We start from the raw sequence: 25954 nt of genomic DNA on the forward strand, positions 1-25954 counted from the left end.
GTCCACACCTGACACGCGTACGTTACGCCACGTGACGGGCGGTGTACGCCATCCGGCGCGCGAGGCCGGCCGCGTCGCGCCGGCCGCGGCCCGCCCGGCGCGTTGCGGACGGCATGCCGCGGGCGGCGCGGCGCGGGTGCCGCGGGGGCGCGAACGATGCGGCGCGGGCGGGTGAGCCGGGCCGGTCAGCGGGGGTACGCGCTGGCGCGCCAGGCGCCCGGCCCCCGTGGCCGCAGCCCCTCGGAGACGGGGCCGCGCATCAGCCGCGACCGGTCGGCCCACCGGGAAGGGGCGGCCGGTCCGTCCGTGCTCGCGGCGGCGTGCGCCTGGGCCCGCGCGGTCAGCACGGCGACCAGGGCGGCGATCTCCTCGGGCGTCGGGTCGCCCCGAACGATCTGCAGGAACGGCTTGCCGGTGGTGCTCACAACGTCTCTCCGTCCCGGGTGGCCGGGCCCGCGGGCGCGGCGTCGTCCTCAGCGGATGTCACGGCGGCTGCCACCGAGGATGACACGGCCGGTCCCGCGGCGGGAGTCACCACGGGGGTCACAGCGGGATGTTGCCGTGCTTCTTGGGCGGCAGCGTCTTGCGCTTCTCGCGCAGCGCCCGCAGCGCGCGGATGATCTGGCCGCGGGTCTCGGACGGCTTGATCACGTTGTCGATGTACCCGCGCTCGGCCGCGACGTAGGGGTTGGCCAGCGTGTCCTCGTACTCGGTGATCAGTTCGGCGCGGCGGGCGTCGGGGTCGTCGGCGGCGGCCAGCTCGCGGCGGTACAGGATGTTCACCGCGCCCTGCGCTCCCATGACCGCGATCTGCGCGGTGGGCCAGGCCAGGTTGATGTCGGCGCCCAGGTGCTTGGAGCCCATGACGTCGTACGCGCCGCCGTACGCCTTGCGCGTGATCACCGTGACCAGCGGGACGGTGGCCTCGGCGTAGGCGTAGAGCAGCTTGGCGCCGCGCCGGATGATCCCGTTCCACTCCTGGTCGGTGCCGGGCAGGAAGCCGGGCACGTCCACGAAGGTCAGCACGGGGATGTTGAACGCGTCGCAGGTGCGGACGAACCGGGCGGCCTTCTCGGAGGCGTCGATGTCCAAAGTCCCGGCGAACTGCATCGGCTGGTTGGCGACCACGCCGACCGAGTGGCCCTCCACCCGGCCGAAGCCGACGATGATGTTGGGCGCGAACAGCTCCTGGACCTCCAGGAACTCCCCGTCGTCCAGCACGTGCTCGATCACGGTGTGCATGTCGTACGGCTGGTTCGGCGAGTCCGGGATGAGGGCGTCCAGCTCCTCGTCGGCCTCGGCCTCCGCCAGGTCCACCGGGACGTGGAACGCCGGCGGCTCGGCCAGGTTGTTGGCCGGGAGGTAGGACAGCAGCGCCTTGACGTACTCGATCGCGTCGTCCTCGTCGGAGCCCTGGTAGTGCGCCACCCCCGACCGGGAGTTGTGCGAGTGGGCGCCGCCCAGCTCCTCCATGGTCACCGTCTCGCCGGTGACCGTCTTGATCACGTCGGGGCCGGTGATGAACATGTGCGAGGTCTGGTCGACCATGACGATGAAGTCGGTGATCGCGGGGGAGTACACCGCGCCGCCCGCGCACGGGCCCATGACCAGCGAGATCTGCGGGATGACGCCGGAGGCGTGCACGTTCCGCTTGAAGATCTCGGCGTAGAGGCCCAGCGCCACCACGCCCTCCTGGATCCGCGCGCCGCCGGAGTCGTTGATGCCGATCACCGGGCAGCCGGTCTTGAGCGCGTGGTCCATGACCTTGCAGATCTTCTCGCCGAAGACCTCGCCGAGCGAGCCGCCCGCGACCGTGAAGTCCTGGCTGAAGACCGCGACGTGCCGGCCGTCCACCGTGCCGTACCCGGTGACGACGCCGTCCCCGTACGGGCGGCTCCGCTCCATCCCGAAGTTGGTGGAACGGTGCCGCGCCATCTCGTCGAACTCCACGAACGAGCCGGGGTCGAGCAGCGCGTCGATCCGCTCCCGGGCGGTCATCTTCCCCTTGGCGTGCTGCTTCTCGACGGCACGCGCCGAACCCGCGTGGACGGCCTCGTGCCGGCGCCGTTCCAGGTCCGCGATCTTGCCCGCGGTGGTGTGCACATCGATGTCCGCCGCGGGTTCAGGAGCTTCCATCGCCATGCCGGTCAGATTAACCGGACGCCGTTTCGCCGGATGAGCGGGGGGCACCCCGACGCGTTCCGGGCGGAACGCCGTGGCAAGGGGGATCCGCGGGGGCCACCTCGCCGTCGGGGCGGCCCCCGCCCGCTCACTAATCTGGGGAACGTGGCTACCAACACGCGCGACACCCTCAGGCAGGACATGCCGGAACCGCTGCGCCGCGACGTCCGGCTGCTCGGGGCGATGCTCGGTGACGGCCTGGTCGAGTACGGCGGCCAAGGGCTGCTGGACGACGTCGAACGGCTGCGGCACGCCGTCATCGGCGCCCGCCGCGGCGAGATCGGCGGGGAGGAGGTCGCGGCCCTCGTGGACGGCTGGTCGCTCGAACGCGCCGGGCAGGTCGCGCGGGCCTTCACCGTGTACTTCCACCTGACCAACCTGGCCGAGGAGCACCACCGGATCCGTACCCTGCGGGAACGCGACACCGGCGAGGAGACGGTGCGCAGCTCGGTGGCCGCGGCGGTGACCCGGGTCCGCGAGACCTCGGGCGAGGCGCGGCTGGCCGAGGCCGTCGAGGGGCTGGAGTTCCGGCCCGTGTTCACCGCCCACCCGACCGAGGCGCGGCGCCGCGCCGTGGTCACCGCGATCCAGCGGATCAGCGACCTGCTGGCCCGGCTGAACTCCGGTCCGGGCGCGAGCGAGGGCGCCGAGCTGGAGCGGCGGCTGCGCGAGGAGATCGACCTGCTGTGGCGGACCGCGCTGCGCCGGCACACCCAGATGGACCCGCTGGACGAGGTCCGCACCGCGATGGCGGCGTTCGACGAGACGATCTTCCGGGTGGTGCCGGAGATCTACCGGTCGCTCGACGCCGCGCTCGACCCCGCGGAGGGCCCCGGTACGGGCGCCCGCCCGCCGCTGGCGCGGCCCTACGTGCGGCTGGGCAGCTGGATCGGCGGTGACCGGGACGGCAACCCGTACGTGACCGCGCAGGTCACCCGGGACGCGATGATGATCCAGGCGGAGCACGTGCTGCGCGCCCTGGAGGCCGCCTGCGCCCGGATCGGCCGCGAGCTGACCGCGCACGAGTCCACCACGCCCGCCTCGCCCGCGCTGCGCGAGTCGCTGGCGGCGGCCCGGACCGCCCATCCCGCCCGGATCCGCGAGATCCTCAAGCGGTCGCCGGGAGAGCCGCACCGGCAGTTCCTGCTGTACGCGGCGGCGCGGATCGCGGCGACCCGGGAACGCGACGCCGACCTGGCCTACGACTCGCCCGAGGACCTGCTGGCGGACCTGCGCAGCGTCCAGGACTCCCTGGCGGAGGCGGGCGCGGCGCGGCAGGCGTACGGCCGCCTCCAGCAGCTGATCTGGCAGGTCGAGACGTTCGGGTTCCACCTGGCCGAGCTGGAGATCCGGCAGCACTCGGAGGTGCACGAGAAGGCGCTGGCCGAGGTCCGCGCCGCCCGCGACGCGGCCGGGACCGACCCGGCGCACCGCCCGCCGCTCGGCGAGATGACCGAAGAGGTCCTGGAGACCCTGCGCGTGGTCGCCTGGATCCAGCGGCGGTTCGGGGTGCGGGCGTGCAGCCGGTACATCGTGTCGTTCACCCGTTCGGCCGACGACGTCGCGGCCGTGCACGAGCTGGCCGCCTCGCTCGGCGACCACGCGCCGGTGCTGGACGTGATCCCGCTGTTCGAGACCGGCGAGGACCTGGAACGGGCCCCGGAAGTCCTGGAGGGGATGCTCGCCATCCCGGCGGTGCGGCGCCGGCTGGAGGAGACCGGGCGGCGCCTGGAGGTCATGCTCGGCTACTCCGACTCGGCCAAGCAGCTCGGACCGGCCAGCGCCACCCTGCGGCTGTACGACACCCAGGAGGCGCTCACCGCCTGGGCCGCCCGCCACGGCATCGAGCTGACCCTCTTCCACGGCCGGGGCGGCTCGCTGGGCCGCGGCGGCGGGCCCGCCAACCGGGCCATCCTCGCCCAGGCCCCCGGTTCCGTGGCGGGCCGGTTCAAGGTCACCGAGCAGGGCGAGGTGATCTTCGCCCGGTACGGGCACCCGCAGATCGCGCGGCGCCATGTCGAGCAGGTGACCAACGCGGTGCTGCTGGCCTCCACCGACGAGGTCCAGGAGCGCGCCCGGGAGGCCGCCGCCCGCTTCCGGCCGCTGGCCGACAAGATCGGCGACGCGGCCCGCGCCGCGTTCCGGTCGCTGATCGAGACCGAGGGGTTCGCGGCCTGGTTCGCCCGGGTGAGCCCGCTGGAGGAGATCGCCGAGCTGCGCATCGGCTCCCGCCCGGCGCGGCGCAAGGCCGCCCGCGGCCTGGAGGACCTGCGCGCCATCCCGTGGGTGTTCGCGTGGACGCAGACCCGGGTCAACCTGCCCGGCTGGTACGGCCTCGGCAGCGGCCTGGCGGCGGTCTCCGGTACGGCCCTCGCCGGGGCGACCGGGGGAGCGTCCCCCCAGGACGTGATTCCCGGGGAGGACCTGGACGAGCTGCGCGAGGCGTACGAGGCGTGGCCGCTGTTCGCCGCGCTGCTCGACAACGCCGAGATGAGCCTGGCCAAGTCCGACCGGGCCATCGCGGAGCGCTACCTGGCGCTGGGCGAGCGGCCCGAGCTGACCGAGACGGTGCTCGCCGAGTACGACCGGACCCGCGCGCTGGTCCTGGCGGTCACCGGTCACCGGCGCCTGCTGGAGAACCGCAAGGTGCTGTCGCGGGCCGTGGAGCTGCGCAACCCGTACGTGGACGCGCTCTCCCACCTGCAACTGCGCGCCCTGGCGGCCCTGCGCGCGGGCACGGCGGGCGAGGACGAGCGCGCCCAGCTGGAGGAGTTGCTGCTCCTGTCGGTCAACGGCGTCGCGGCCGGGCTCCAGAACACCGGCTGATCTCCCACTGAGCCAGGGCAAGGCACGTTGACTTGCGGCGAGTTGTCGTCTCGCGGCCGCCCGGGACGACAACTCGCCGCAACTCAACGGAGAGGGAAGGCCGCGGGGGACGCCTCGCGGGGATCCGTTTGGGGGTGTGAGGTTGGATGGTGGGGTGAGCGACTCACCGTACGCCGACCTTGACCGGCCTCCGCTGCACGAGGCCGCGCTCCGCCGCGCGCTCGTGCGGCCCGGCGGGCTGTGGCGGGACGTCCAGGTCGTCCCCGAGACCGGCTCCACCAACGCCGACCTGGCCGAAGCCGCCCGGGCGGGGGCGCCGGAGGGCCGGATCCTGGTCACCGAGCTGCAGACCGCCGGCCGCGGCAGGCTGGGACGGCCCTGGACGGCGCCGGCGCGGTCGGGCCTAATGTTCTCGCTGCTGCTGCGGCCCGCCGTCCCGGCGTCCCGGCTGGGCTGGGCGCCGCTGCTGACCGGGGTGGCCGTGGCCACCGCGATCCGGCGGATGACGGCCTGGTCGCAGGCCGGTGACCGGTTCTTCGCCGGGGAGGGCGCGGGCGCCCGTTCCGACGTGGCCGTGGACGTGCGCCTGAAGTGGCCCAACGACCTGCTGGTGGGCGAGCGGAAGCTGGCCGGGATCCTGGTGGAGAAGGTCGACGACGCCCTCATCGCCGGGATCGGGCTGAACGTGGGGCTCCGCGAGGACGAGCTGCCGGTGCCGACCGCCACCTCGCTGCTCGTCGAGGGCGCCCCGCTGAGCGACCGGGCGCCGCTGCTGCGGGCGATCCTGCGCGAGTTCGCGACCTGGTACCGGGAGTGGACCGCCCTGGACGGCGATCCGGAGACCAGCGGGCTGCGCGGCGCCTACAAGGAACTGTGCGGGACGCTCGGACGCGCCGTACGGGTCGAACTGCCCGGCGGCGAGGTGCTGCGCGGCACGGCGGCCGACATCGACTCCTCCGGCCGCCTGGTGGTCGCCGGCCCGGCCGGCGAGCGCGCCGTCGGTGCCGGTGACGTGGTGCACGTACGGTGAAGGCCGTGCGCGGATCCGTGGACCCATCGCCCGCGAGGGGCGGGTTCTGCCACGATATGTCGCGGAACTCGAGCACGTCGCCACCGGCGCCACCGGCGTCGCCGGCAGGCTGAGGGGCAGGGGAGATGTCAGCTGGGTTGCCGGACCCGAAGGAGGTGGAAGAGCTCCTCCTCGGCGGCGAGCTGCGCCACACCCGGGGCGACGCCGTCCGGCTGGCCGGGGTCACGCGGGAGTTCTCCGGACGCGTCTGGCGGGCGTTCGGCTATCCCTCCATGCCCGACGACGAGGTCGCCTACACCGACGGTGACGTGGCCGCGCTGAACGGGCTGCGCCGGCTGGTCGACGACGGGGTGCTGGGCGAGGACGGGGTGATCCGCCTGGTGCGGGCGTTCGGGCAGACCATGACCCGGCTCGCCGAGTGGCAGGTCAACCTGCTCAGCGGCATGCTGGGCGCCGAGCCGGGGGAGTCGCCGGCCCCGGAGGCGGTCCGGACCATCGTCGAGATCGCCGAGAAGCACATCGAGGAGTTCGAGCCGCTGGTGGTGCACGCGTGGCGGCGCCAGCTCGCCGCGGCCGGCACCCGCGCGATCGCCGCCGCGGCCACCCGGGAGGCGGCGGCGCCGGGCGCCGCGCGCTCGCACACCACCGTGGGCTTCGCCGACATGGTGTCGTTCACCCAGATGAGCCGGGAACTGGAGGAGCTGGAACTGGCCCGGATGGTGGAGCGGTTCGAGGAGACCGCCTCCGACATCGTGGCCTCCTGCGGCGGCCGGCTGGTCAAGACGCTGGGCGACGAGGTGCTGTTCTGCGCCGACGACCCGGTGGTCGGCGGCGAGATCGCGCTGACCATCGCGGCGGCGATCCAGGACGAGACCGAGGTCCCGGACGTGCGGGTAGGGGTGGCCTACGGCCCGGTGCTGCCGCTGATGGGGGACGTGTTCGGCACCACGGTCAATCTGGCCGCGCGGCTGACCGCGCTGGCCCGTCCCGGCTCGGTGATGATCGACGCCGAGCTGGCCGCCCAGCTGGAGAAGCGGCCGGCCTTCGCGCTGACCCGGATCACCCGCCGCCCGGTCCGGGGGCTCGGCATCATCCAGCCGTACGTCCTGCGCCGCGCCGGCCAGGCCGGCGGCGCCGGCGACGTCCCCTGGACCGGCGACGCCTCCGGCACCTTCGGTGACATCGCGGGCGAGGCGGCGGGCGGCGACGGCATGGGCGACGGCATGGGCGACGGCATGGGCGACGGCACGGGGGTGCCGCCGGGTCCGTGAGCGCCCTCGTGGGGCGTGCGGCGGGCGTCCGGGGGACTTCCGGCAGGCCGCCGTCCGTTCCCCTGCCGGCCCGGCCGGCCCGCCCGGCCCGGGGCGATGCCCCGGCGGGCCTTGGGTCGGCGCGAGGCGGGGGTCAGTCTCCGGGGGCGTCGGTGAGTCGCTGCAGGTAGTTCTGCAGGCCGAGGGACTCGACCAGACCCAGCTCGGTCTCCAGGTAGTCGATGTGCTCCTCCTCGTCGGCGAGGATGTCCTCGAAGATCCGGGCGGAGGTGATGTCGCCGCGCGAGCGCATCAGCTCGATCCCGGGACGCAGCCGGGCCACCGCCTCCAGCTCGACCTGGAGGTCGGCCTTGAGCTGCTCGACCACGTCCTGGCCGATCCGCAGCGTGCCGATCTTCTGGTAGTTGGGCAGCGCCTCGAGGAAGAGGATGCGGTCGGTGAGCCGCTCCGCGTGCCGCATCTCGTCGAACGACTCGTCGCGGGTGTGCTTGGCCAGCCGGCTGAAGCCCCAGTTCTCCTGCATCTTGGAGTGCAGGAAGTACTGGTTGATCGCGGTGAGCTCCGCGGTGAGCTGCTCGTTGAGCAGGTTGATGATGTCCTTGTCGCCTTCCATGTCGCCCAATGCTGTCATGTCGGCCCGCTTCTGGACAGCACGCACCCCCGTTCGGTGCGTGTCCCCTTCAGGGGACCGGCCGGAACGGGTGGTGGAAGGGGCGTTCTAGGCGGCGGTCGGCGGCGCGGACCCCCTCTCGGCCATCCGGCCGGTGTCGGCCATCGTCCGTACCGGAAGGGAGGGCCCCGTGACCGTCACGGGCCCCGTGGTGAAGGGCTCGGCGGGCATCACGGGGGACGCGGGGCCGCCGGTGATGGCGTCGGCCAGCTCATCGGCCGTCCGGTACTCGCTGACCAGCGTGTACAGCCGCTTGGTGCACGATCCGCAGCCGGGCTTCATGCCGCAGGCCGCCTTGACCTCCCGGGGAGACCGGGCGCCTTCGGCCATGCAGCCCCGTACGTTGTCCTCGGTGACGGCGTGGCAGATGCAGACGTACATCCGGCGGTGCCCTCTCGTGCGGTTCCAGGGTCCCGAGGGGCCGTTCCCGCAGGCGGACCGCGGTAAGGGCACCCTCATTAAGGTAAGGCTCCCCTAAGGTAGCTCAGGAATGTCCGTTCTGGCCAGTGCCATCCCTATCGGTGTGAGGCCCCTTTCCTGGGGAAGACCCGTCGCGACGACGGGAGGGTGGGGCTTTGTCACAGGTCTGGCCGGGGGACGCGTATCCCCTCGGAGCCCACTTCGATGGGGCGGGCACGAACTTCGCGGTCTTCGCCGAGGCGGCCGAACGGGTGGAGCTGTGCCTGTTCGACGGCCCCGCCGGCGCGGGCGGCGAGGAGACGAGGATCGCGCTGCCGGAGGTGGACGCGTTCGTCTGGCACGCCTACCTGCCGGGGATCATGCCGGGCCAGCGGTACGGGTACCGCGTGCACGGCCCGTACGCGCCACGCGAGGGCCACCGCTGCAACCCGGCCAAGCTGCTGCTCGACCCGTACGCGCTGGCCGTCGAAGGGGAGGTGGACTGGGACGAGTCGTGCTTCGGCTACGAGTTCGGCGATCCGTGGTCGCGCAACGACCGGGACTCGGCGCCGCACGCCATGCGCTCGGTGGTGGTCAGCCCGTTCTTCGACTGGGGCGACGACCGGCCGCCGCGCACCCCGTACCACGAGACGGTGATCTACGAGGCCCATGTGAAAGGCCTCACCCACCTCCACCCGGAGATCCCGCCCGAGCTGCGCGGCACGTACGCCGCGATCGGCCACCCCGTGATCGTCGAGCACCTGGTGAAGCTGGGCGTCACGGCCCTGGAGCTGATGCCGGTCCACCAGTTCGTGCACGACGACACGCTGGTCAAGCGGGGCCTGCGCAACTACTGGGGCTACAACACCATCGGCTTCTTCGCCCCGCACAACGGCTACTCGTCCTCGGGGCAGCGCGGCCAGCAGGTGATGGAGTTCAAGGCCATGGTGAAGGCCCTGCACGCGGCGGGGATCGAGGTCATCCTCGACGTGGTCTACAACCACACCGCCGAGGGCAACCACCTGGGGCCCACGCTGTCGTTCCGCGGGCTCGACAACGCCTCGTACTACCGGCTGGTGGAGGACGACCCGCGCTACTACATGGACACCACCGGCACCGGTAACAGCCTCCTCATGCGCAGCCCGCACGTCCTGCAGCTGATCATGGACTCGCTGCGGTACTGGATCACCGAGATGCACGTGGACGGGTTCCGGTTCGACCTGGCCGCGACCCTGGCCCGCGAGCTGCACGCGGTGGACCGGCTGTCGGCCTTCTTCGACCTGGTGCAGCAGGACCCGGTCGTGTCCCAGGTAAAGCTGATCGCCGAGCCGTGGGACGTGGGCGAGGGCGGCTACCAGGTCGGCAACTTCCCGCCCCTGTGGACCGAGTGGAACGGCAAGTACCGCGACACCGTCCGCGACTACTGGCGCGGGGAGCCCGCCACCCTGCCCGAGTTCGCCTCCCGGCTGACCGGCTCCAGCGACCTGTACGCCGACGACGGCCGCCGGCCCATCGCCTCGATCAACTTCGTCACCTGCCACGACGGGTTCACCCTGAACGACCTGGTCTCCTACGACGTCAAGCACAACCAGGCCAACGGCGAGGACAACCGCGACGGCACCGACGACAACCGCTCCTGGAACTGCGGCGTCGAGGGACCCACCGGCGACCTGGCGATCCTCGCGCTGCGGGAGCGCCAGAAGCGCAACTTCCTGGCCACGCTCTTCCTGACCCAGGGCGTGCCGATGCTCTCCCACGGCGACGAGATCGGCCGGACGCAGCGCGGCAACAACAACGCCTACTGCCAGGACAGCGAGCTGGCCTGGGTGGACTGGGAGGGGATGCGCGAGCACTTCCCGCTGCTGGACTTCGTCCAGCGGCTCTCCCGCCTGCGCAGGGACCACCCGGTGTTCCGGCGGCGGCGCTTCTTCCAGGGGAGGCTCGACCGGCGCGCCCGCGACGCCTCGGGCGCCCCCGAACGCCGGGGCGGCGTCGCGGCGGGCGAGGGCGGGGGACTGCCCGACCTGCTCTGGTTCGCCCCCGGCGGGCGCGAGATGAACGACGCCGACTGGTCGGCCGGATACAACAAGTCGTTCTACATCTTCATGAACGGGGACGCGATCGACGAGCCGGGCCCGCGCGGCGAGCGGATCAGGGACGACTCGTTCCTGCTGCTGTTCAACGCGCACGAGGGCGACCTGGACTTCGTGCTCCCCACGGCCCGGTACGGAGGGATGTGGTCCAAGGTGATCGACACCGCCGACCCCCTGCTCGCGGAGGAGGAGTCACCGGTGGTCAAGGCCGGCGAGGCGGTGCTGATGGAGGCCCGTTCGGTGCAGGTGCTGCGCCGTGTCTGACGCCGCCCTGCCCGACGTCGTCCTGCCTGATGCCGCCGCGTCCGACGGCGCACTGCCCGGCGCCCCCGCGACCGGGACGTACCGGATCCAGCTCCGCGGGACGGACGGCCCCGGGCACTTCGGCTTCGCCGAGGCCGCCGCGCTGGCGCCGTACCTGGAGTCCCTGGGCGTCTCGCACGTGTACCTGTCGCCGATCCTTCAGGCCGCGCCCGGTTCGACGCACGGCTACGACGTGATCGACCACGACCGGCTGTCGGCCGAGCTGGGCGGGCCGGACGCGTTCCGGGCGATGGTGGAGCGGTTCCGCGCGCACGGGCTGCGGGTGCTGGTGGACGTGGTGCCCAACCACATGGCGGTCCCCGACCCGCCGGAACTGAACCGCGCCCTGGCCTCGGTGATCGAGCAGGGGCCCCGGTCCCCGTACGCGCGCTGGTTCGACGTGGACTGGGAGGCGGGCGGCGGCCGGATCGTGCTGCCCGGGCAGGGCGAGCCCAACTACCGGCGGTTCTTCGACATCTCCGGGCTGATCTGCCTTCGCCAGGAAGATCCCGAGGTCTTCGCGCGCACCCACGCGCTGACGCTGCGCCTGGTGGACGAGGGACTGATCGACGGCCTGCGGATCGACCACCCGGACGGCCTGGCCGACCCCGGCGGCTACCTCGACCGGCTCTCGGACGCGGCGTCCGCGCCGGGACGGCCGCGCTGGATCCTGGTCGAGAAGATCACCACCGGGGCGGAGCGGCTGCCCGCCGGGTGGCGCTGCGCCGGCACGACCGGGTACGACGCGCTCGGCATGGTGGGCGGGGTCTTCGTCGATCCGGACGGGGAGGAGCCCCTGACCGGCGCCTACGTCGCGTTCACCGGCGGCCCCGCCACGTTCGCCGAGGTCGAGCACGAGGCGCGCCGGTACGCCGCCGAGCACGGGCTGCGGCCGGAGCTGGACCGGCTGCACGGGATCCTGTGCCGGGCGCTGGGCGCCGCGGGCGACCCCGGACGGCGCGAGGACCTCAGGACGGCGCTGGTGGAGCTGCTGGCGGCCATGCCCGTCTACCGTGCGTACGTCGTCCCGGGGGAGCCCGCGTCCCCCGACGCCGCGCGACTGCTGGAGGAGACGGCCCGGCACGCCCGCGACCGGCTTCCGCGCCGGTTGCACGGCGAACTGGACGCGATCGTCGCCCTGGCCCTCGGCGGCGCCCCCGGTGATGCCCACGGCACGGGCGCTGCCGGCGGTCCCGCCGGCGGCCCGGCCGACGCGGAGGCGGCGGCGGACTTCGTGGTGCGGTTCCAGCAGACCTCCGCCCCGCTGGCCGCCAAGGGCGTCGAGGACACCGCCTTCTACCGCTGGTCGCGGATGGCCGCGCTGAACGAGGTGGGCGGCGACCCGGCGCGCTTCGCGGTCGAGCCCGCCGCGTTCCACGACTACAGCGCCGCGCTGGCGCGCGAGTGGCCCGCGACCATGACGACCCTCTCCACCCACGACACCAAACGCCAGGAGGACGTGCGCGCCCGGCTGGCGGTCCTGGCGGAGCTGCCGGGGCCGTGGGCGTCGGCGGTCGGCCGCTGGCACGGGTGGGACCCGGAGGGCTCGCCGATGGAACCGGACCTGGAGTACCTGTTCTGGCAGACCCTGGTGGGCGCCTGGCCGATCACCGAGGACCGGCTCACCGAGTTCCTGACCAAGGCGATGCGGGAGGCCAAGACCCGCTCGTCCTGGCTCGACCCCGACACCGCGTACGAGAAGGAGGTCCTCGCGTACGCGCGCCGGGTCCTGGCCGACGCCGACCTGGTGACCGACCTCGCCGGGTTCGTGGCGATCCTGGAGCCGTACTTCCGGTCCAACGTCCTGGGCCAGAAGCTCGTCCAGCTGACCATGCCCGGGGTGCCGGACGTGTACCAGGGCTGCGAGCTGACCGGGCTCGCCCTGGTGGACCCCGACAACCGCCGGCCGGTGGACCACGGCCGCCGCCGGGCCCGCCTCGCCCATCTGGACGGCGGCGGGGAGCCCGCCGACCCGGACGACGAGAAGCTCCTGGTGACCTCGCGCGCGCTGCGTGCGCGGCGGCGCCGGCCGGACTGGTTCGCGGGCGGGTACGAGCCCGTGCCCGCGACCGGCGGATCGGCGGCCCGGCACGCCCTGGCCTTCCTCCGCGGGGACCGGGACGGCGGCGCCCTGACGGTGGCCACCCGGCTCCCCGTGGGTCTGGAACGGGCCGGGGGCTGGGGCGACGCCCACCTGGACCTTGAGGGCATCGCCGGCCCGGAGGAGACCGGGGCGGTCGGCGGCGCGTGGCGGGACCTGCTCACCGGCGCCGTCCACCGGGGCCCCCGGCCGCGGCTTGCGAGGATCCTCCGCGACCATCCGGTGGCGCTGCTGGTCCCCGACGCGACCGGAGACCCGCTCGCGGACGATGCCCGCGGAGACGGCGCGCGCGGGGACGATGCGCGGTGACCCGGTTCGAGGTGTGGGCGCCCCGGGCCGGGAACGTGCAGGCCGCCGTCTGGGACGGGACGGCCCTCGTCCGCCACCCGATGACCCGCGAGGACCCGGAGGCGGGCGGCCGGCCGGGATGGTGGAGCACGGAGGTCCCGGACGCGGGACACGGCACCGACTACGGCTTCGTCCTGGACGGCGCGGAAGAGGCACTGCCCGACCCCCGTTCCCCCTGGCAGCCCCACGGGGTGCACGGGACCAGCCGGGTGTACGACCACGGCAGGTTCGCCTGGACCGACGGGCTGTGGCGGGGGCGGCCCCTCCCCGGCAGCGTCCTGTACGAGGCGCACGTGGGCACGTTCACCCCGGAGGGCACCTTCGACGCGGCCATCGGACGCCTGGACCACCTGGTCTCCCTGGGCGTCGACGCGGTCGAGCTGCTGCCCGTGGCGGCCTTCCCCGGCCACCACGGCTGGGGATACGACGGGGTGCACCTGTGGGCGCCGCACGAGCCCTACGGCGGGCCGGACGGGCTGAAGCGCTTCGTCGACGCCGCGCACGCGCGCGGGCTCGCGGTCGTCCTCGACGTCGTCTACAACCACCTCGGGCCCAGCGGCAACCGGCTCGGCTCCTACGGGCCGTACTTCACCGGCGCCTACTCCACCCCGTGGGGCGACGCGGTGAACTTCGACCAGCCGGGCTCGGACGAGGTGCGCGCGTTCGTGATCGGCAACGCGCTGATGTGGCTCCGCGACCACCACCTCGACGGGCTGCGCCTGGACGCCGTGCACGCCGTCAACGACCACGGCGCGGTGCACGTCCTGGAGGAGATGGCCGCCGCCGTGGCGGCCCTGTCGGCCCATCTGGGACGGGAGCTGTTCCTGATCGCCGAGTCCGACCTCAACGACCCCAGGCTGATCACCTCCCGGGAGGCGGGCGGGTACGGGCTCGACGCCCAGTGGGACGACGACGTCCACCACGCCCTGCACGCCGCCCTGACCGGCGAGCGGCAGGGCTACTACTGCGACTTCGGCTCCATGGAGACGCTGGCCAAGGCGCTGACCAGGGCGTTCGTGCACGACGGGACGTGGTCGTCCTACCGTGGCCGGCGGCACGGCCGCCCGGTGGACGTGCGGAGGACGCCCGGCCACCGCTTCGTGACCTTCCTCCAGAACCACGACCAGATCGGCAACCGGGCGTCGGGCGACCGGGTCGCCGCCGCGCTGCCGCCGCCGCTCCTCAAGGCGGGCGCGGCGCTGCTGCTGCTCGGGCCGTACACGCCGATGCTCTTCATGGGCGAGGAGTGGGCGGCGGGCACGCCCTGGTGCTACTTCACCGACCACGAGGAACCCGAGCTCGGACGGGCCGTCACCGAGGGCCGCCGCCGCGAGTTCTCCCGGCACGGGTGGTCCGGCGAGGTGCCCGATCCACAGGCTGTGGAAACCTTCCGGCGCTCCCGTCTCGACTGGGACGAGCCGGGCGGCGGCATCCACCGCGAGCTGCTGGAATGGCATCGCGCGCTGATCGCGTTGCGGCGGGCCCGGCCGGAGCTGAACGACCCCCGGCTCACCGAGGCGGCCGTGGAGACCGGCGGCGCGGAGGGGGACGGCCCGCGGTGGCTGGTGCTGCGCAGGGGGCGCGTGCGCGTGGCCGTCGGTTTCGACGAGCGGCCCGTCCGGCTGCCGCTCCCCGGCACGGACCCGTCCGCGGCCCTCCTGCTCGCCTCGGATCCCGCCGTACGGCTGGAGGCCGCCGGCCCGTCCGGCCCGTCCGGAGCCCCGGCCGCGGGCCGATCCGGGGAGGGGGCGGTGACCGTTTCGCTGCCCGGAGCCGGCGTCGCGATCGTGGGATGAGCGCCCCCAAGCACCCCGGCAAGGAGCGACACGCCTATTTAGGACTCCATTCCAAAACCCCCAGGAAGTGCAAGCAATCCGGTAAGGCTCGGGCTGGCCCGGAACGACGCTTCCGGGCCCCGCGACGGTGCGTCGCGGTGCCGCCACGTGCGGTTACCCGCGTTCTAGACCTGATATGTCCGTGTTCGTGGAAGTACTACGAGTGGCAAACCGCAGGTCAAGAGCGCGGCGGCTGCCGGGAAACGTTCTTGAATGGTCATACGATCGGTGCATGACCTCAGTACTGCTCGCCGAGGACGACACGTCCATCTCCGAGCCTCTTGCCCGCGCGCTGCGGCGTGAGGGATACACCGTGGAAGTCAGTCCGGACGGCCCGCAGGCGCTGGAGCGGGCGCTCGGGGGCGGCGTGGATCTCATCGTCCTCGATCTCGGACTGCCCGAACTGGACGGGCTGGAGGTGGCCCGCAGGGTCCGTGCCGAGGGGCATGGCGTGCCGATCCTCATCCTGACCGCCCGTGCCGACGAGGTCGACACCGTCGTGGGGCTGGACGCCGGTGCCGACGACTACGTGACCAAACCGTTCCGGCTGGCCGAGCTGCTGGCCCGGGTCCGGGCGCTGCTGCGCCGCGGCAGCACCGAGACCCCGATCGTCCAGGGGGTCCGGATCGACGCCGAGTCGCGCCGGGCCTGGATGGGCGACCAGGAGCTCCAGCTGACCACCAAGGAGTTCGACCTGCTGCGCGTGCTGGTCCGCGACGCCGGCAAGGTCGTGACCCGAGAACAGATCATGCGCGAGGTGTGGGACACCAACTGGTGGGGTTCCACCAAGACCCTCGACATGCATATTTCCTGGCTGCGCCGCAAGCTCGGTGACGACGCCGGCAGCCCGCGCTACATCACCACCGTGCGCGGCGTCGGCTTCCGGTTCGAACGCGGCGACTAGCCTCGGCCGCCGTGGTCACGCGGTTGCGGCGCGGACGGCCCGAGACCGGCCGCGGCCGCCGCCTGACCATGGCTTCACCTCGAAGGAGCCTTGATGAGGCGCCGACTGCTCCTGTCGACGCTCGCGGTTGCGGTCGTCGCGATCCTGCTGCTCGGCATCCCCCTCGCCTACGCCACGCACAAGCTCATCTACGAGGAGGCCCGCCAGTCGCTCGAACGCGAGACGTCCTCGATCCTCGGCGGCGTCGCGTTCAGCATGGAGTCCGGACAGCCGATCACCAGCCAGAAGATCTCCCAGGAGTACCCGGGCCGGTACATCGTGATCCGGCTGGCCAACGACCAGGTGGTCACCGCCGGTGCCCGGCCGGTCCGCGGCACCGAGCTGCTCACCTCGACCGGGACGGCGGGCGGCGTGCGCGTCCAGGTCTCCCGGCCGGCCGCGCAGGTGCAGGACGAGGCGCTGCGGCTGATGCTGATGATCGGCAGCCTGGCCGCGCTGGGGGTCGCGGTCACCGTCGGCCTGGCCATGTTCCAGGCCCGCAAGCTCACCCTGCCGCTGATCGACCTGGCCGAGACCGCCGACCGCCTCGGCACCGGCAACGCCCGGCCGCGCCGCCGCCGGTACGGGATCCCCGAGGTCGACCGGGTCGCCGAGGTACTGGACCGCAGCGCGGTGCGGATCGCCGACCTGCTGGCCGCCAGCCGCGAGTTCGCCTCCGACGCCAGCCACCAGCTGCGCACCCCGCTGACCGCGCTGTCGATGCGGCTGGAGGAGATGATCGAGGCGGCCGACTACCCGGACGTGGTCCGCGAGGAGGGCGCCGCCGCGGTCGCCCAGGCCGAGCGCCTGGTCGCGGTCGTGGAGCAGCTGCTGGCCCGTTCGCGGCACGACCGTACCGGGGCGGCGGTGGAGGCCCCCATCGACGACGTCCTCGCCCAGCAGGTCGAGGAGTGGCGGCCGATCTTCCGCCGGGACGGCCGCGCCGTCCGGCTGACCGGGGAACGGGGCCTGGTCGGCGTGACCAGCCCGGAGAGCCTCTCCCAGATCATCGCGACGCTGCTGGACAACTCGCTGGTGCACGGCGCCGGCCCGGTCACCATCACCACCAAGCTGGGCGCCGGGTCGGTGGTGGTCGAGGTCGGTGACGAGGGCGCCGGCATCCCGCCCGAGCTGGAGGCCAGGATCTTCGAACGCAGCGTCAGCTGCGGCAAGGGCACCGGGCTCGGGCTCTACCTGGCCCGCTCGCTGGCGGCCGTGGACGGCGGGCGGCTGGAGCTGATCCAGGCCCGGCCCGCGGTGTTCGGGGTCTTCCTCCGGCAGGCGGCCGACGCGCGCCTGGCGTCCGAGCGCGTCGTCATGGGCCCCGCCTGACGGGTGAACGCCTGACGGGCGAAACGGCTAGCGGGTGAACTCGGCGTACCCCTCGGCGGGGCGGGAGTCGATGGGCCGGCCCAGGCCGTGCGCGGGCAGCGTCCGGCCGTTGACCTGCGGATCCGTCCCGGCGGCAGCGGCCGGGTCCGGCGCGGCCTGACCGTTCGGCGTCCGCGCGGGCGCCTCGGGCAGGCCGGAGGCGGGGTCGACCAGAGGGGCCTCGGCGGGCAGGAACACCCACTTCTTGTACGACCAGAAGCGGAACAGCGTCGCCACGCCCGTGCCGACCACCAGGGAGGCGTTGTAGGGCAGCGGGCCGGTCAGGCCGAGGACGTAGTGGGTGAAGCCGATGAACAGCTGGGTGATGACCAGGCCGACGCCGTTGAGCGCGAAGAACAGCACGTACTCGCGGCCCAGCCCCGTCCGGTCACGGTGCCGGAAGGTCCAGTACCGGTTGGCCGCGTAGGCGAACGTGGTGGCCACCACGGTGGCGATGGCGTTGGAGGACAGCGGCCCCATCCCCAGCCCCGAGTGCAGCACGTTGCTCAGCGCCATCGTGATCACGAAGGCGACCGCGCCGACACTGCCGAACTTCGCCAGCTCGCGCACCAGGTGCGCGAACCGTTGATAGAGACGGGAGAGCAGGTTCACGAAGGGGAACCGTCCTTCCGGAATACGGCTGCCGCGCCGGGGACGTGGGCGGCGCGGGTCGGCTACTGCGGAGGCACAACGAGGATAGACGCACGAGGCGGCTGCGACGTCGTTACGAGAACGTTTACGGTACCGCGCCCCATGGTCTCCCCGTCCCGCCGCCGGTCACACCCTTTCCGACGCGGGGCGTGGCCGGTTCGTTCACGTCCTTTGACCCGCGGTTGCCGCCGGGCGCCGATGACCGTGGCCGTGACGGCGCACGCCGTCCCGCCCGATAACCTTCTGGTCGTGACAGATCCAGCTCAGATGCCCGTGGTCGGCATGGCGGGCGGGGGGCAGCTGGCCCGGATGACCCAGCAGGCCGCGATCGGCCTCGGCGTGTCGCTGCGCGTGCTCGCCGGGTCGGCGGACGACTCGGCCGCCCGGGTGTGCGCGGACGTGCGCGTCGGCGACGACTCCTCGCTGGACGACCTGCGCGCCTTCGCCAAGGGCTGCGACGTGGTGACCTTCGACCACGAGCACGTCCCCGAGGCCCACATCCGTGACCTGGAGGCGTCCGGCGTCCCGTGCAGGCCGGGGCCGGACGCGCTGCGGCACGCCCAGGACAAGCTGGTGATGCGGCGGCGCCTCGGCGAGATCGGCGCGCCCGTCCCCGCGTACTCCCACGTACCTCCGAGCGCGCCGCCGGCCTTCCTGGAGTCCTTCGCCCGCGAGCACGGCTGGCCGCTGGTCCTCAAGGCGGTCCGCGGCGGTTACGACGGCAAGGGCGTCTGGGTGCTGGAGGGGCTCGGCCGGGAGGAGGCGGACCTGGTGGGCCGCCTGACCGGCCAGGGCGTCGACCTGCTGGTGGAGGAGCACGTGGCGTTCCGCCGCGAGCTGGCCGCGCTGGTCGCCCGGTCCCCGCACGGCCAGGGCGCCGCGTACCCGGTCGTGGAGACCGTCCAGGAGGACGGCATCTGCGTCGAGGTGATCGCGCCCGCCCCCGGCCTGGACGGCGACCTGGCCGCCGAGGCGCAGCGGCTCGCGCTGGACATCGCCGACCGGCTCGGGGTCGCCGGGCTGCTGGCGGTCGAGCTGTTCGAGACAGACCGCGGCCTGCTGGTCAACGAGCTGGCGATGCGCCCGCACAACTCCGGCCACTGGACGATCGAGGGCGCCCGGACCTCCCAGTTCGAGCAGCACCTGCGCGCCGTCCTCGACCTGCCCCTCGGGTCCACCGAGCCCACCGCGCCGTACACGGTGATGGCGAACGTCCTCGGCGGCGACGACCCCGCGCTCTACCCCCGCTACCTCCACGTGATGGCCCACGACCCGGGCGTCAAGGTCCACTTCTACGGCAAGGGCGTCCGGCCCGGCCGCAAGATCGGCCATGTCACCGCGCTCGGCTCCGACCCGGATGAGGTGCGGGAGCGGGCCCGGCACGCCGCCGACTACCTGCGCTGGGGGCCCGCGATGGGGCCCGCGGCGCGGGACGAGACGAAGGAGGACGCGTCATGAGCCCGCGGGTGGGCGTGGTGATGGGCAGCGACTCGGACTGGCCCGTGATGAAGGCCGCCGTCGAGGCACTGGCCGAGTTCGGCGTCGAGTGCGAGGCCGACGTGGTCTCCGCGCACCGGATGCCGCACGACATGATCGCCTACGGGGCGGAGGCGGCCGGCCGCGGGCTGCGCGTGATCATCGCGGGCGCGGGCGGCGCGGCCCACCTCCCGGGCATGCTCGCCTCGGTCACCCCGCTCCCGGTCATCGGCGTCCCGGTGCCGCTCAAGCACCTGGACGGCATGGACTCGCTGCTGTCGATCGTGCAGATGCCCGCCGGGGTGCCGGTCGCCACGGTGGCCGTCGGCGCGGCCCGCAACGCCGGCCTGCTGGCCGTGCGGATCCTGGCCGCCTCCGACGAGGCCCTCCGGGACCGGATGGCCGGGTTCCAGCGGGACCTGTACGCCCAGGCCAAGGCCAAGGGCGAGCGCCTGCGCGAGCAGGCCCAGGGCCTCCAGGGCTGAGCGGCCGGGCAGCGGTGGCGCGGGTCAGCGCCGCAGCGCCCATTCGACGGCCGGGCAGCGGTTCATGACCACGTCCAGCCCCGCGTCCAGGGCCCGCCGCGCCGCCGCCTCGTCGATCACGTCGAGGGGCAGCCACACCGCCCCGGCGCCCGCCGCGATCGCCTCGTCCACCACGGCGCCCGCGTGCTCGGACCGCCGGTAGACGCCGACCACGTCGACCGGCCCCTCACCCCCGGGCACGTCCGCGAGCGAGGCGTACCCGGGCTCGCCCAGGACGGGCCGCGCGGACGGATGCACCGGGATGATCCGCTTGCCGCGCTCCTGGAGCAGCCGCGCCTGCGTGAACACCTCCCGGGCGGGGTTGTCGCCGAGGCCGACGAAGGCCCACGTCTTGGACTCGTTGAGCAGCCGCCGGATCACGTCCGGGTCCGCGAACACATCGGTCATGCCCGTACCAACAAAGATCTACCGACCCGCCTTCCCGTCAGCCGGTCAGGGACGAGGGCGCGAACTTGACGGGGAAGGGCTCCTCCAATTCGGCCACGTCATCACCGGCCACGCGATGCGTCCGCGTGTACTTCGAGTCCGAGCCGAGGGAGTAGACGGTGAGTACCGGGACCTCGGTCAGATCGACGATCCAGTAATGCGCGATCCCCGCGAGCGCGTAGTCGCGGACCTTGGTCCGGTGCACCACGTTCCAGCTGCCGCTCCCCGGCCGCTGGATCTCGGCGGCCAGCAGGACGTCCCGCCCGGTCAGCGCACGACGATCCTCCTGCCTGGCCGCGCGGTGGGCGGCCCTGTCGAGCACGGCCACATCGGGCTTGTAGATCGAGTCGTCGGGCATCCGCACGTCCCAGGGGCCGCGTACAAGGTACGCCTCAGGGACACAGGGCTGGAGGATCTCCCTGAGCTGTTCGGCCGCCTCGTCGTGCACCACACTGGGGGACAACGGGATCAGCCAGCCATGGACGAGCTCGTACCCCTTGCCCTCCTCGGGCAGGGCGTCCAGATCTGTGATGGTGTTCGGGCCACGGTCGGAACTGTAGTCATACGCGACGCTCATGACCCTGTCCTTTCACAATCCGTCACATCACCCTGCTCGTCGACCCGTTACAGACTAAGACAGGGCTCATACCGGAGTCAGGTCTATAGGCATCCGTGCGCGGGATTCCCCGCAGGGTCAGCGGAGGCCGGGGTGGGGGCGGCCCAGGGCGCGGTAGTTCCAGCCGGCGGCCCGCCACCGGTCGGGGTCGAGGGCGTTGCGGCCGTCGACGATGTTGCGCTCGGCCACGACCTCGGCCAGGGCGTGCGGGTCCATGTCGCGGAACTCCGCCCACTCGGTCAGCAGCAGCACCACGTGCGCGTCGCGGGCCGCGTCCAGGGCCGACTCGCCGAAGTCGAGGGTCGGCTGGGCGCGGCGGGCGTTGCCCATGGCCTTGGGGTCGTAGACGGTGACCTTGCCGCCCTGGCCGCGGATGGTGGCGGCCACGTCGAGGGCGGGGGAGTCGCGCACGTCGTCGGACTCGGGCTTGAACGCCGCGCCCAGCACCCCGACCGTACGGCCGATGAAGGAGCCGCCGAGCAGCAGCCGGGCCAGGTCCACCATCCGGATCCGGCGGCGGATGTTGATCTCGTCCACCTCGCGCAGGAAGGTCAGCGCCTGGTCGGCGCCCAGCTCGCCGGCGCGGGCCATGAACGCGCGGATGTCCTTGGGCAGGCAGCCGCCGCCGAAGCCCAGGCCGGGGCCGAGGAACCGGCCGCCGATCCGGTCGTCGTGGGACAGCGCCTCCGACAGCTTGGTGACGTCGGCGCCGGCCGCCTCGCAGACCTCGGCCATCGCGTTGATGAAGGAGATCTTGGTGGCGAGGAACGCGTTGGCGGACACCTTGACCAGCTCGGAGGTGGGGTAGTCGGCGACGATGAAGGGCGTGCCCGCGGCCAGCATGGGGGCGTACACCTCGCGCAGGATCTTCTCCGCGCGGTCGGCCGCGCCGCCGTCGCCCGGGACCCCGACGACGATCCGGTCGGGCCTCATGGTGTCCTGGACGGCGAAGCCCTCGCGCAGGAACTCGGGGTTCCAGGCCAGGACGGCGTCCCCGTCGGCGGGGGCCAGGCGGTTGATCCGCTCGGCCAGCCGCGCGGCGGTGCCGACCGGGACCGTGGACTTGCCCACGACCAGGCAGGACCGGTGCAGGAGCGGCGCCAGCGTGCCGACGGCCTCGTCCACGTAGGTCAGGTCCGCGGCGTACTCGCCGGCCTTCTGCGGGGTGCCGACGCAGACGAAGTGGACGTCGCCGAACTCGGCGACCTCCTCGTAGGAGGTGGTGAAGCGCAGCCGGCCGTTCTCCAGGTTGCGTTTCAGGACCGTCTCCAGGCCGGGCTCGTAGAACGGCAGGTCGCCGGCCGCCAGCCGTTCGATCCTGCGCTCGTCGACGTCGAGGCCGAGCACCTCGAAGCCCAGGTCCGCCATGCAGGCCGCATGGGTGGCGCCGAGGTATCCGGTGCCGATCACCGTCAGCCGGTGGGTCAAGGTGACTCCTCTCGTCGTTGAGCCGTCGCCCGGTGGTGAAATTACCCCGCTCTGACCGATACCCCGCCCTCGGAGGACGCAGAGTACCGATGGGTAGCATGCGCGCTATGAGTCCCGACTTTCCCACGTACGCCCCGTCGGAGGAGCACGAGCTGCTCCGCGCGACGGTCCGCGAGCTCGCCGACGCAAAGATCGCGCCGCATGCGGCCGAGGTCGACGAGGAGTCCCGCTTTCCCCAGGAGGCCCTCGACGCGCTGGTGCAGAACGAACTGCACGCGGTGCACGTCCCGGAGGCGTACGGGGGCGCCGGGGCCGACGCCCTCGCCACCGTGATCGTCATCGAGGAGGTCGCCCGCGCGTGCGCCTCGTCGTCGTTGATCCCGGCGGTGAACAAGCTCGGCACGGTGCCGGTGCTGCTGTCCGGCTCCGACGAGCTGAAGAAAAAGTATCTGACTCCGGTGGCCCGGGGCGAGGCCATGTTCTCCTACGCCCTCTCGGAGGCCGAGGCGGGCTCGGACGCGGCGGGGATGAAGACCCGCGCCGTCCGGGACGGCGACCACTGGGTGCTCAACGGCGCCAAGATGTGGATCACCAACGCCGGTGTGTCGGAGTACTACACGGTGATGGCCGTCACCGACCCGGCGGCGGGCGCGCGGGGCATCTCCGCCTTCGTCGTGGAGAAGTCCGACGCGGGCGTGTCGTTCGGCCCGAAGGAGCGCAAGCTCGGCATCAAGGGCTCGCCGACCCGCCAGGTCATCCTGGAGGACGTGCGGATCCCCGCCGACCGGATCATCGGCGCCGAGGGGACCGGCTTCAAGACCGCGCTGGCCACCCTCGACCACACCCGCATCACCATCGCCGCGCAGGCCCTCGGCATCGCCCAGGGCGCGCTGGACTACGCGCTGGGCTACGTCAAGGAGCGCAGGCAGTTCGGCAAGGCGATCGCCGACTTCCAGGGTGTGCAGTTCATGCTGGCCGACATGGCCATGCGGCTGGAGGGCGCCCGCCAGCTCACCTACCACGCCGCCATCAAGTCCGAGCGCGCCATGCACGGCGAGAAGATCGGCGACCTCACCTTCGTGTCCTCGGCGTGCAAGGCGCTGGCCTCGGACGTGGCCATGGACGTCACCACCGACGCGGTCCAGCTGCTCGGCGGCTACGGCTACACCAGCGACTTCCCGGTCGAGCGGATGATGCGGGACGCCAAGATCACGCAGATCTACGAGGGGACCAACCAGATCCAGCGCATGGTGATCGCCCGCCAGCTGCTCAAGTGAGCCCGGCGGGCCGGCGGGCGGAGACGCCGAGGCCGCGCGGGCCGGTGAGCACGGTGACCTCGCCGAACCCGCGCTCGCGCAGCGCCCCGGCGACGGGACCGGTCACCCGCTCGCCGGCCGTCGGCCCCGACGCTCCGTAGAGGACGTGCAGGGCGCCGCCGGGACGCAGGGCCGCGGCGAGCCGGTCGAGCTCCGCGACCGGCCGCCGGGTCCAGAACACGTTCACGTCGATCGAGAACGCGGCGTCCAGGCTCCCCGGCGGCACGCCCTCCAGCGCGTCCAGCGAGCACCGCCGCACCTCCAGGCGCCCGGCGGCCAGGTGCGCGGCGTTGCGCTCGGTGGTCCGGCGGACGGCCACCGCCGAACGGTCGATCGCCAGCAGCCGCCCCGTGGCCAGCCGCGCGCAGACCAGAGCCGCCGCGACGCCGGGGCCGCAGCCGATCTCCAGGACGCGGTCGGCCGGGCCCGGGTCGAGCACCTCCACGGCCCAGCGCACCCGCTCCGGGACGTTCACGCGCCGCCCGCCGCCGGGGTCGCCGGAACGTCGGTGAGCCCGTACTCGGCCGCCACCTCGGCGACCGGCAGCATCCGCCCCGAGTGCCGGGCGACCTCCGGATCCTCCAGCAGCGCCCGCAGCGCGCGGCCGGGGAACTCCTGCGAGTCGGCGCCCGGCGGGTTCGCGCCGAGCGCCGCCACGATCGCCTCCGTCGCGGTGAATCCGGGCGCCAGCCCGAGCACGGTGACGCCGTGCGGGCGCAGGTCGTGCGCGAGCGTGCGGGCCAGCCGGGTGACGCCGTTCATCGCCAGGTCGAAGAAGACATGGCCGACGACCTCCGAGCGCTCGTCGGCGTACCCGGTGACGACCAGCAGCCCGCGCCGTTCGACCAGCAGCGGGGCGGCGTGCCAGGCCGAGACCAGATGGCTGCGCACCCCGACCTCCATGAGGTTCGGCCAGTGGTCCAGCGGCAGCTCCCAGAACGGGACGCCGGGCGTGAACGGCAGCGCGTTGCCGTTGCAGGCGTTGGCGACCAGTAGGTCGAGCCCGCCGTGCTCGGCGCGGACCCGGTCGAACAGCGCCGCGACGGCGGCGTCGTCGCGGTGGTCCAGCGGGACCGCGATGCCCCGGCCGCCGCGTGCGGTGACCTGCTCGGCGGTGTCCTCCACCGTGCCGGGCAGGTCGGAGTGGCGGTGCCCCCGGCTCTCCCGGTCGGTCACGTAGACGGTCGCGCCCGCCTCGCCCAGGACCAGCGCGATGCCCCGGCCGATGCCGCGGGCCGCCCCGGTGACGACGGCGACCGGCGCGGAGTTCTCGGCGGGGGCGCTCATGAGGCCGCCTCCGCGTACGCGCCGAGACCGGCCAGGGTCTCCTCCCAGCCGCCGCCGTAGCAGTCGCGGGTCTCCTCGTCGACCGCGCCGGCGACGCGGTGCTCGACCGTGACCGCGGTCGTCCCGCCGCCGGCGTCCTCCAGGCTCAGCCGCCACTGGCCGGCGACGGGGCCGGGCAGGCCCATCGCGCCGTCGACGACGAGGAGGCGTTCCGGCCGCAGAGCGGTGACCGTGCCCCACAGCTCGCCCTCGGCGCCGGGGCCGAACCCGCCGCCGGCCACCGGACCGAGCCGCCCGCCGACGTACGGCTCGAACGCCAGCCGCTCGTCCTCGCTCCAGCGGCGGGGCCACCACGCGGGCAGGTCGAGGACCGCCTCCCACGTGCGGTGGACGTCGGCGTCCACCTGGTGGCGGGCCCGGACGTCTATGCCGAGGTCCATCGGATGGGCCATCGGTTCCCTCCTCGGGGTCACGGCCTCGTCGAGGCGCAGCAGCGTGCTCGCGGCGGAGGCGCCCAGCGGGCGCACCCAGCGCTCGTACGCCTCGTGCAGAGGCACGGGGTTGAGATGGTTGAGCCGCTCCCGGCCGCGCCGCTCCACGGTGACCAGCCCGGCGTCGACCAGGACGCCGAGGTGCTCCATCACCGTGTAGCGCGTGGTGGGGAAACCGGCCGCGAGGACGCCCGTGGTGCGCGGTCCCGCGCGCAGGGCGTCCAGGATCGCCCGCCGGGTCGGGTCGGCGAGCGCACGCCACAGGGGCTCCTCGTCGGGCACGACGCGTCTGCTCATATGTGGGTTTATACCAACATGTCAGCCCGTGTGCCAGCGCCAACGGGTGA

General features: G+C 73.3%; 22 protein-coding genes. 11 read left to right on the top strand and 11 right to left on the bottom strand.

Annotated elements, in window-relative coordinates; all coding sequences use genetic code 11:
- Positions 1-185: 185 nt before the first annotated feature.
- Positions 186-425, bottom strand: a complete 240-nt coding sequence (locus IW256_RS03665) for an acyl-CoA carboxylase subunit epsilon (RefSeq protein ID WP_197009593.1) — start codon at positions 423-425, stop codon at positions 186-188.
- 118 nt (positions 426-543) lie between these two features.
- On the bottom strand, positions 544-2142 hold the full coding sequence (locus IW256_RS03670; protein ID WP_197009594.1) for an acyl-CoA carboxylase subunit beta: 1599 nt from the start codon (positions 2140-2142) through the stop codon (positions 544-546).
- A 180-nt stretch (positions 2143-2322) separates the two neighbouring features.
- Here IW256_RS03670 and IW256_RS03675 point away from each other — a divergent pair, with 180 nt between their 5' ends.
- The 3 genes from IW256_RS03675 to IW256_RS03685 all read left to right on the top strand — a co-directional run bounded on the left by IW256_RS03675 (position 2323) and on the right by IW256_RS03685 (position 7308).
- Complete coding sequence (locus IW256_RS03675) at positions 2323-5007, top strand: phosphoenolpyruvate carboxylase (protein ID WP_197016078.1); 2685 nt, start codon at positions 2323-2325, stop codon at positions 5005-5007.
- Positions 5008-5161: 154 nt separating this feature from the next.
- Positions 5162-6037 (top strand): biotin--[acetyl-CoA-carboxylase] ligase, encoded by an 876-nt coding sequence (locus IW256_RS03680; RefSeq protein WP_197009595.1) that lies wholly within the window; start codon positions 5162-5164, stop codon positions 6035-6037.
- A 125-nt stretch (positions 6038-6162) separates the two neighbouring features.
- Positions 6163-7308 (top strand): adenylate/guanylate cyclase domain-containing protein, encoded by a 1146-nt coding sequence (locus IW256_RS03685; RefSeq protein ID WP_197009596.1) that lies wholly within the window; start codon positions 6163-6165, stop codon positions 7306-7308.
- Positions 7309-7441: 133 nt separating this feature from the next.
- On the opposite strand, the gene bfr is transcribed toward IW256_RS03685, so the two are convergent.
- Both bfr and IW256_RS03695 read right to left on the bottom strand, forming a co-directional pair.
- Positions 7442-7921 carry a bacterioferritin gene (bfr, locus tag IW256_RS03690; protein ID WP_197009597.1) on the bottom strand — a complete coding sequence of 160 codons (480 nt, stop codon included), beginning with the start codon at positions 7919-7921 and terminating at the stop codon, positions 7442-7444.
- Positions 7922-8026: 105 nt separating this feature from the next.
- Positions 8027-8359 carry a (2Fe-2S)-binding protein gene (locus IW256_RS03695; protein WP_197009598.1) on the bottom strand — a complete coding sequence of 111 codons (333 nt, stop codon included), beginning with the start codon at positions 8357-8359 and terminating at the stop codon, positions 8027-8029.
- Positions 8360-8553: 194 nt separating this feature from the next.
- On the opposite strand from IW256_RS03695, the gene glgX reads away from it, so the two are divergent.
- The 5 genes from glgX (at position 8554) to IW256_RS03720 (ending at position 17332) form a co-directional block, all read left to right on the top strand.
- Positions 8554-10734: a glycogen debranching protein GlgX gene (gene glgX / locus IW256_RS03700; RefSeq protein ID WP_197009599.1), complete on the top strand. Its 2181-nt coding sequence runs from the start codon at positions 8554-8556 to the stop codon at positions 10732-10734.
- A complete protein-coding gene (gene treY / locus IW256_RS03705) occupies positions 10727-13183 on the top strand; it encodes a malto-oligosyltrehalose synthase (protein ID WP_307828726.1) in 2457 nt (818 codons plus the stop codon). The genes glgX and treY overlap by 8 nt, the downstream gene beginning before the upstream one ends.
- The gene (gene treZ, locus IW256_RS03710) at positions 13180-15018 is read left to right on the top strand and encodes a malto-oligosyltrehalose trehalohydrolase (RefSeq protein ID WP_197009600.1); all 1839 of its coding nucleotides are present in this window, start codon (positions 13180-13182) and stop codon (positions 15016-15018) included. The genes treY and treZ overlap by 4 nt, the downstream gene beginning before the upstream one ends.
- Positions 15019-15289: 271 nt before the next feature.
- Positions 15290-15961 carry a response regulator transcription factor gene (locus IW256_RS03715; RefSeq protein ID WP_019629095.1) on the top strand — a complete coding sequence of 224 codons (672 nt, stop codon included), beginning with the start codon at positions 15290-15292 and terminating at the stop codon, positions 15959-15961.
- Between the two features lie 93 nt (positions 15962-16054).
- Positions 16055-17332, top strand: coding sequence for an ATP-binding protein (locus IW256_RS03720; protein ID WP_197009601.1), 1278 nt, complete (start codon positions 16055-16057; stop codon positions 17330-17332).
- A 27-nt stretch (positions 17333-17359) separates the two neighbouring features.
- Here the strand turns inward: IW256_RS03720 and IW256_RS03725 are convergent, their stop codons facing one another.
- Positions 17360-17983, bottom strand: a complete 624-nt coding sequence (locus IW256_RS03725) for a GtrA family protein (RefSeq protein WP_197009602.1) — start codon at positions 17981-17983, stop codon at positions 17360-17362.
- 306 nt (positions 17984-18289) lie between these two features.
- On the opposite strand from IW256_RS03725, the gene IW256_RS03730 reads away from it, so the two are divergent.
- Positions 18290-19480 carry a 5-(carboxyamino)imidazole ribonucleotide synthase gene (locus IW256_RS03730; RefSeq protein WP_197016080.1) on the top strand — a complete coding sequence of 397 codons (1191 nt, stop codon included), beginning with the start codon at positions 18290-18292 and terminating at the stop codon, positions 19478-19480.
- Positions 19477-19983 carry a 5-(carboxyamino)imidazole ribonucleotide mutase gene (gene purE, locus IW256_RS03735; protein ID WP_197009603.1) on the top strand — a complete coding sequence of 169 codons (507 nt, stop codon included), beginning with the start codon at positions 19477-19479 and terminating at the stop codon, positions 19981-19983. Before IW256_RS03730 ends, purE begins: the two co-directional genes overlap by 4 nt.
- A 24-nt stretch (positions 19984-20007) precedes the next feature.
- On the opposite strand, the gene IW256_RS03740 is transcribed toward purE, so the two are convergent.
- From IW256_RS03740 to IW256_RS03750, 3 genes are all read right to left on the bottom strand, one after another.
- The gene (locus IW256_RS03740) at positions 20008-20430 is read right to left on the bottom strand and encodes a CoA-binding protein (protein WP_197009604.1); all 423 of its coding nucleotides are present in this window, start codon (positions 20428-20430) and stop codon (positions 20008-20010) included.
- 37 nt (positions 20431-20467) lie between these two features.
- Positions 20468-21046, bottom strand: a complete 579-nt coding sequence (locus IW256_RS03745; RefSeq protein WP_197009605.1) for a Uma2 family endonuclease — start codon at positions 21044-21046, stop codon at positions 20468-20470.
- A 117-nt stretch (positions 21047-21163) separates the two neighbouring features.
- A complete protein-coding gene (locus IW256_RS03750) occupies positions 21164-22513 on the bottom strand; it encodes a UDP-glucose dehydrogenase family protein (RefSeq protein WP_197009606.1) in 1350 nt (449 codons plus the stop codon).
- A 107-nt stretch (positions 22514-22620) separates the two neighbouring features.
- Between IW256_RS03750 and IW256_RS03755 the strand changes: the two genes are divergently transcribed.
- Positions 22621-23790, top strand: a complete 1170-nt coding sequence (locus tag IW256_RS03755) for an acyl-CoA dehydrogenase (RefSeq protein ID WP_231403639.1) — start codon at positions 22621-22623, stop codon at positions 23788-23790.
- On the opposite strand, the gene IW256_RS03760 is transcribed toward IW256_RS03755, so the two are convergent.
- From IW256_RS03760 to IW256_RS03770, 3 genes are read right to left on the bottom strand one after another with little or no spacing between them, the layout of a single operon-like run.
- Positions 23783-24304: an SAM-dependent methyltransferase gene (locus IW256_RS03760; RefSeq protein WP_197009608.1), complete on the bottom strand. Its 522-nt coding sequence runs from the start codon at positions 24302-24304 to the stop codon at positions 23783-23785. The genes IW256_RS03755 and IW256_RS03760 overlap by 8 nt on opposite strands.
- Positions 24301-25116 (bottom strand): SDR family NAD(P)-dependent oxidoreductase, encoded by an 816-nt coding sequence (locus IW256_RS03765; protein ID WP_197009609.1) that lies wholly within the window; start codon positions 25114-25116, stop codon positions 24301-24303. Before IW256_RS03765 ends, IW256_RS03760 begins: the two co-directional genes overlap by 4 nt.
- Positions 25113-25904 (bottom strand): metalloregulator ArsR/SmtB family transcription factor, encoded by a 792-nt coding sequence (locus tag IW256_RS03770; protein WP_197009610.1) that lies wholly within the window; start codon positions 25902-25904, stop codon positions 25113-25115. The genes IW256_RS03765 and IW256_RS03770 overlap by 4 nt, the downstream gene beginning before the upstream one ends.
- Positions 25905-25954: the final 50 nt, after the last annotated feature.

Origin of the sequence: Actinomadura viridis (assembly GCF_015751755.1) — a bacterium.
In the GTDB taxonomy this organism is placed as follows: Bacteria; Actinomycetota; Actinomycetes; order Streptosporangiales; family Streptosporangiaceae; genus Spirillospora; species Spirillospora viridis.

Excerpts from the sequence above, each read along its gene's own strand:
- IW256_RS03670 (WP_197009594.1), bottom strand. The coding sequence starts at position 2,142 with ATGGCGATGGAAGCTCCTGAACCCGCGGCGGACATCGATGTGCACACC.
- IW256_RS03675 (WP_197016078.1), top strand. The coding sequence starts at position 2,323 with ATGCCGGAACCGCTGCGCCGCGACGTCCGGCTGCTCGGGGCGATGCTC.
- IW256_RS03685 (WP_197009596.1), top strand. The coding sequence starts at position 6,163 with ATGTCAGCTGGGTTGCCGGACCCGAAGGAGGTGGAAGAGCTCCTCCTC.
- bfr (WP_197009597.1), bottom strand. The coding sequence starts at position 7,921 with ATGGAAGGCGACAAGGACATCATCAACCTGCTCAACGAGCAGCTCACC.
- IW256_RS03695 (WP_197009598.1), bottom strand. The coding sequence starts at position 8,359 with ATGTACGTCTGCATCTGCCACGCCGTCACCGAGGACAACGTACGGGGC.
- IW256_RS03715 (WP_019629095.1), top strand. The coding sequence starts at position 15,290 with ATGACCTCAGTACTGCTCGCCGAGGACGACACGTCCATCTCCGAGCCT.
- IW256_RS03720 (WP_197009601.1), top strand. The coding sequence starts at position 16,055 with ATGAGGCGCCGACTGCTCCTGTCGACGCTCGCGGTTGCGGTCGTCGCG.
- IW256_RS03730 (WP_197016080.1), top strand. The coding sequence starts at position 18,290 with ATGCCCGTGGTCGGCATGGCGGGCGGGGGGCAGCTGGCCCGGATGACC.
- purE (WP_197009603.1), top strand. The coding sequence starts at position 19,477 with ATGAGCCCGCGGGTGGGCGTGGTGATGGGCAGCGACTCGGACTGGCCC.
- IW256_RS03740 (WP_197009604.1), bottom strand. The coding sequence starts at position 20,430 with ATGACCGATGTGTTCGCGGACCCGGACGTGATCCGGCGGCTGCTCAAC.
- IW256_RS03745 (WP_197009605.1), bottom strand. The coding sequence starts at position 21,046 with ATGAGCGTCGCGTATGACTACAGTTCCGACCGTGGCCCGAACACCATC.
- IW256_RS03755 (WP_231403639.1), top strand. The coding sequence starts at position 22,621 with ATGAGTCCCGACTTTCCCACGTACGCCCCGTCGGAGGAGCACGAGCTG.
- IW256_RS03765 (WP_197009609.1), bottom strand. The coding sequence starts at position 25,116 with ATGAGCGCCCCCGCCGAGAACTCCGCGCCGGTCGCCGTCGTCACCGGG.
- IW256_RS03770 (WP_197009610.1), bottom strand. The coding sequence starts at position 25,904 with ATGAGCAGACGCGTCGTGCCCGACGAGGAGCCCCTGTGGCGTGCGCTC.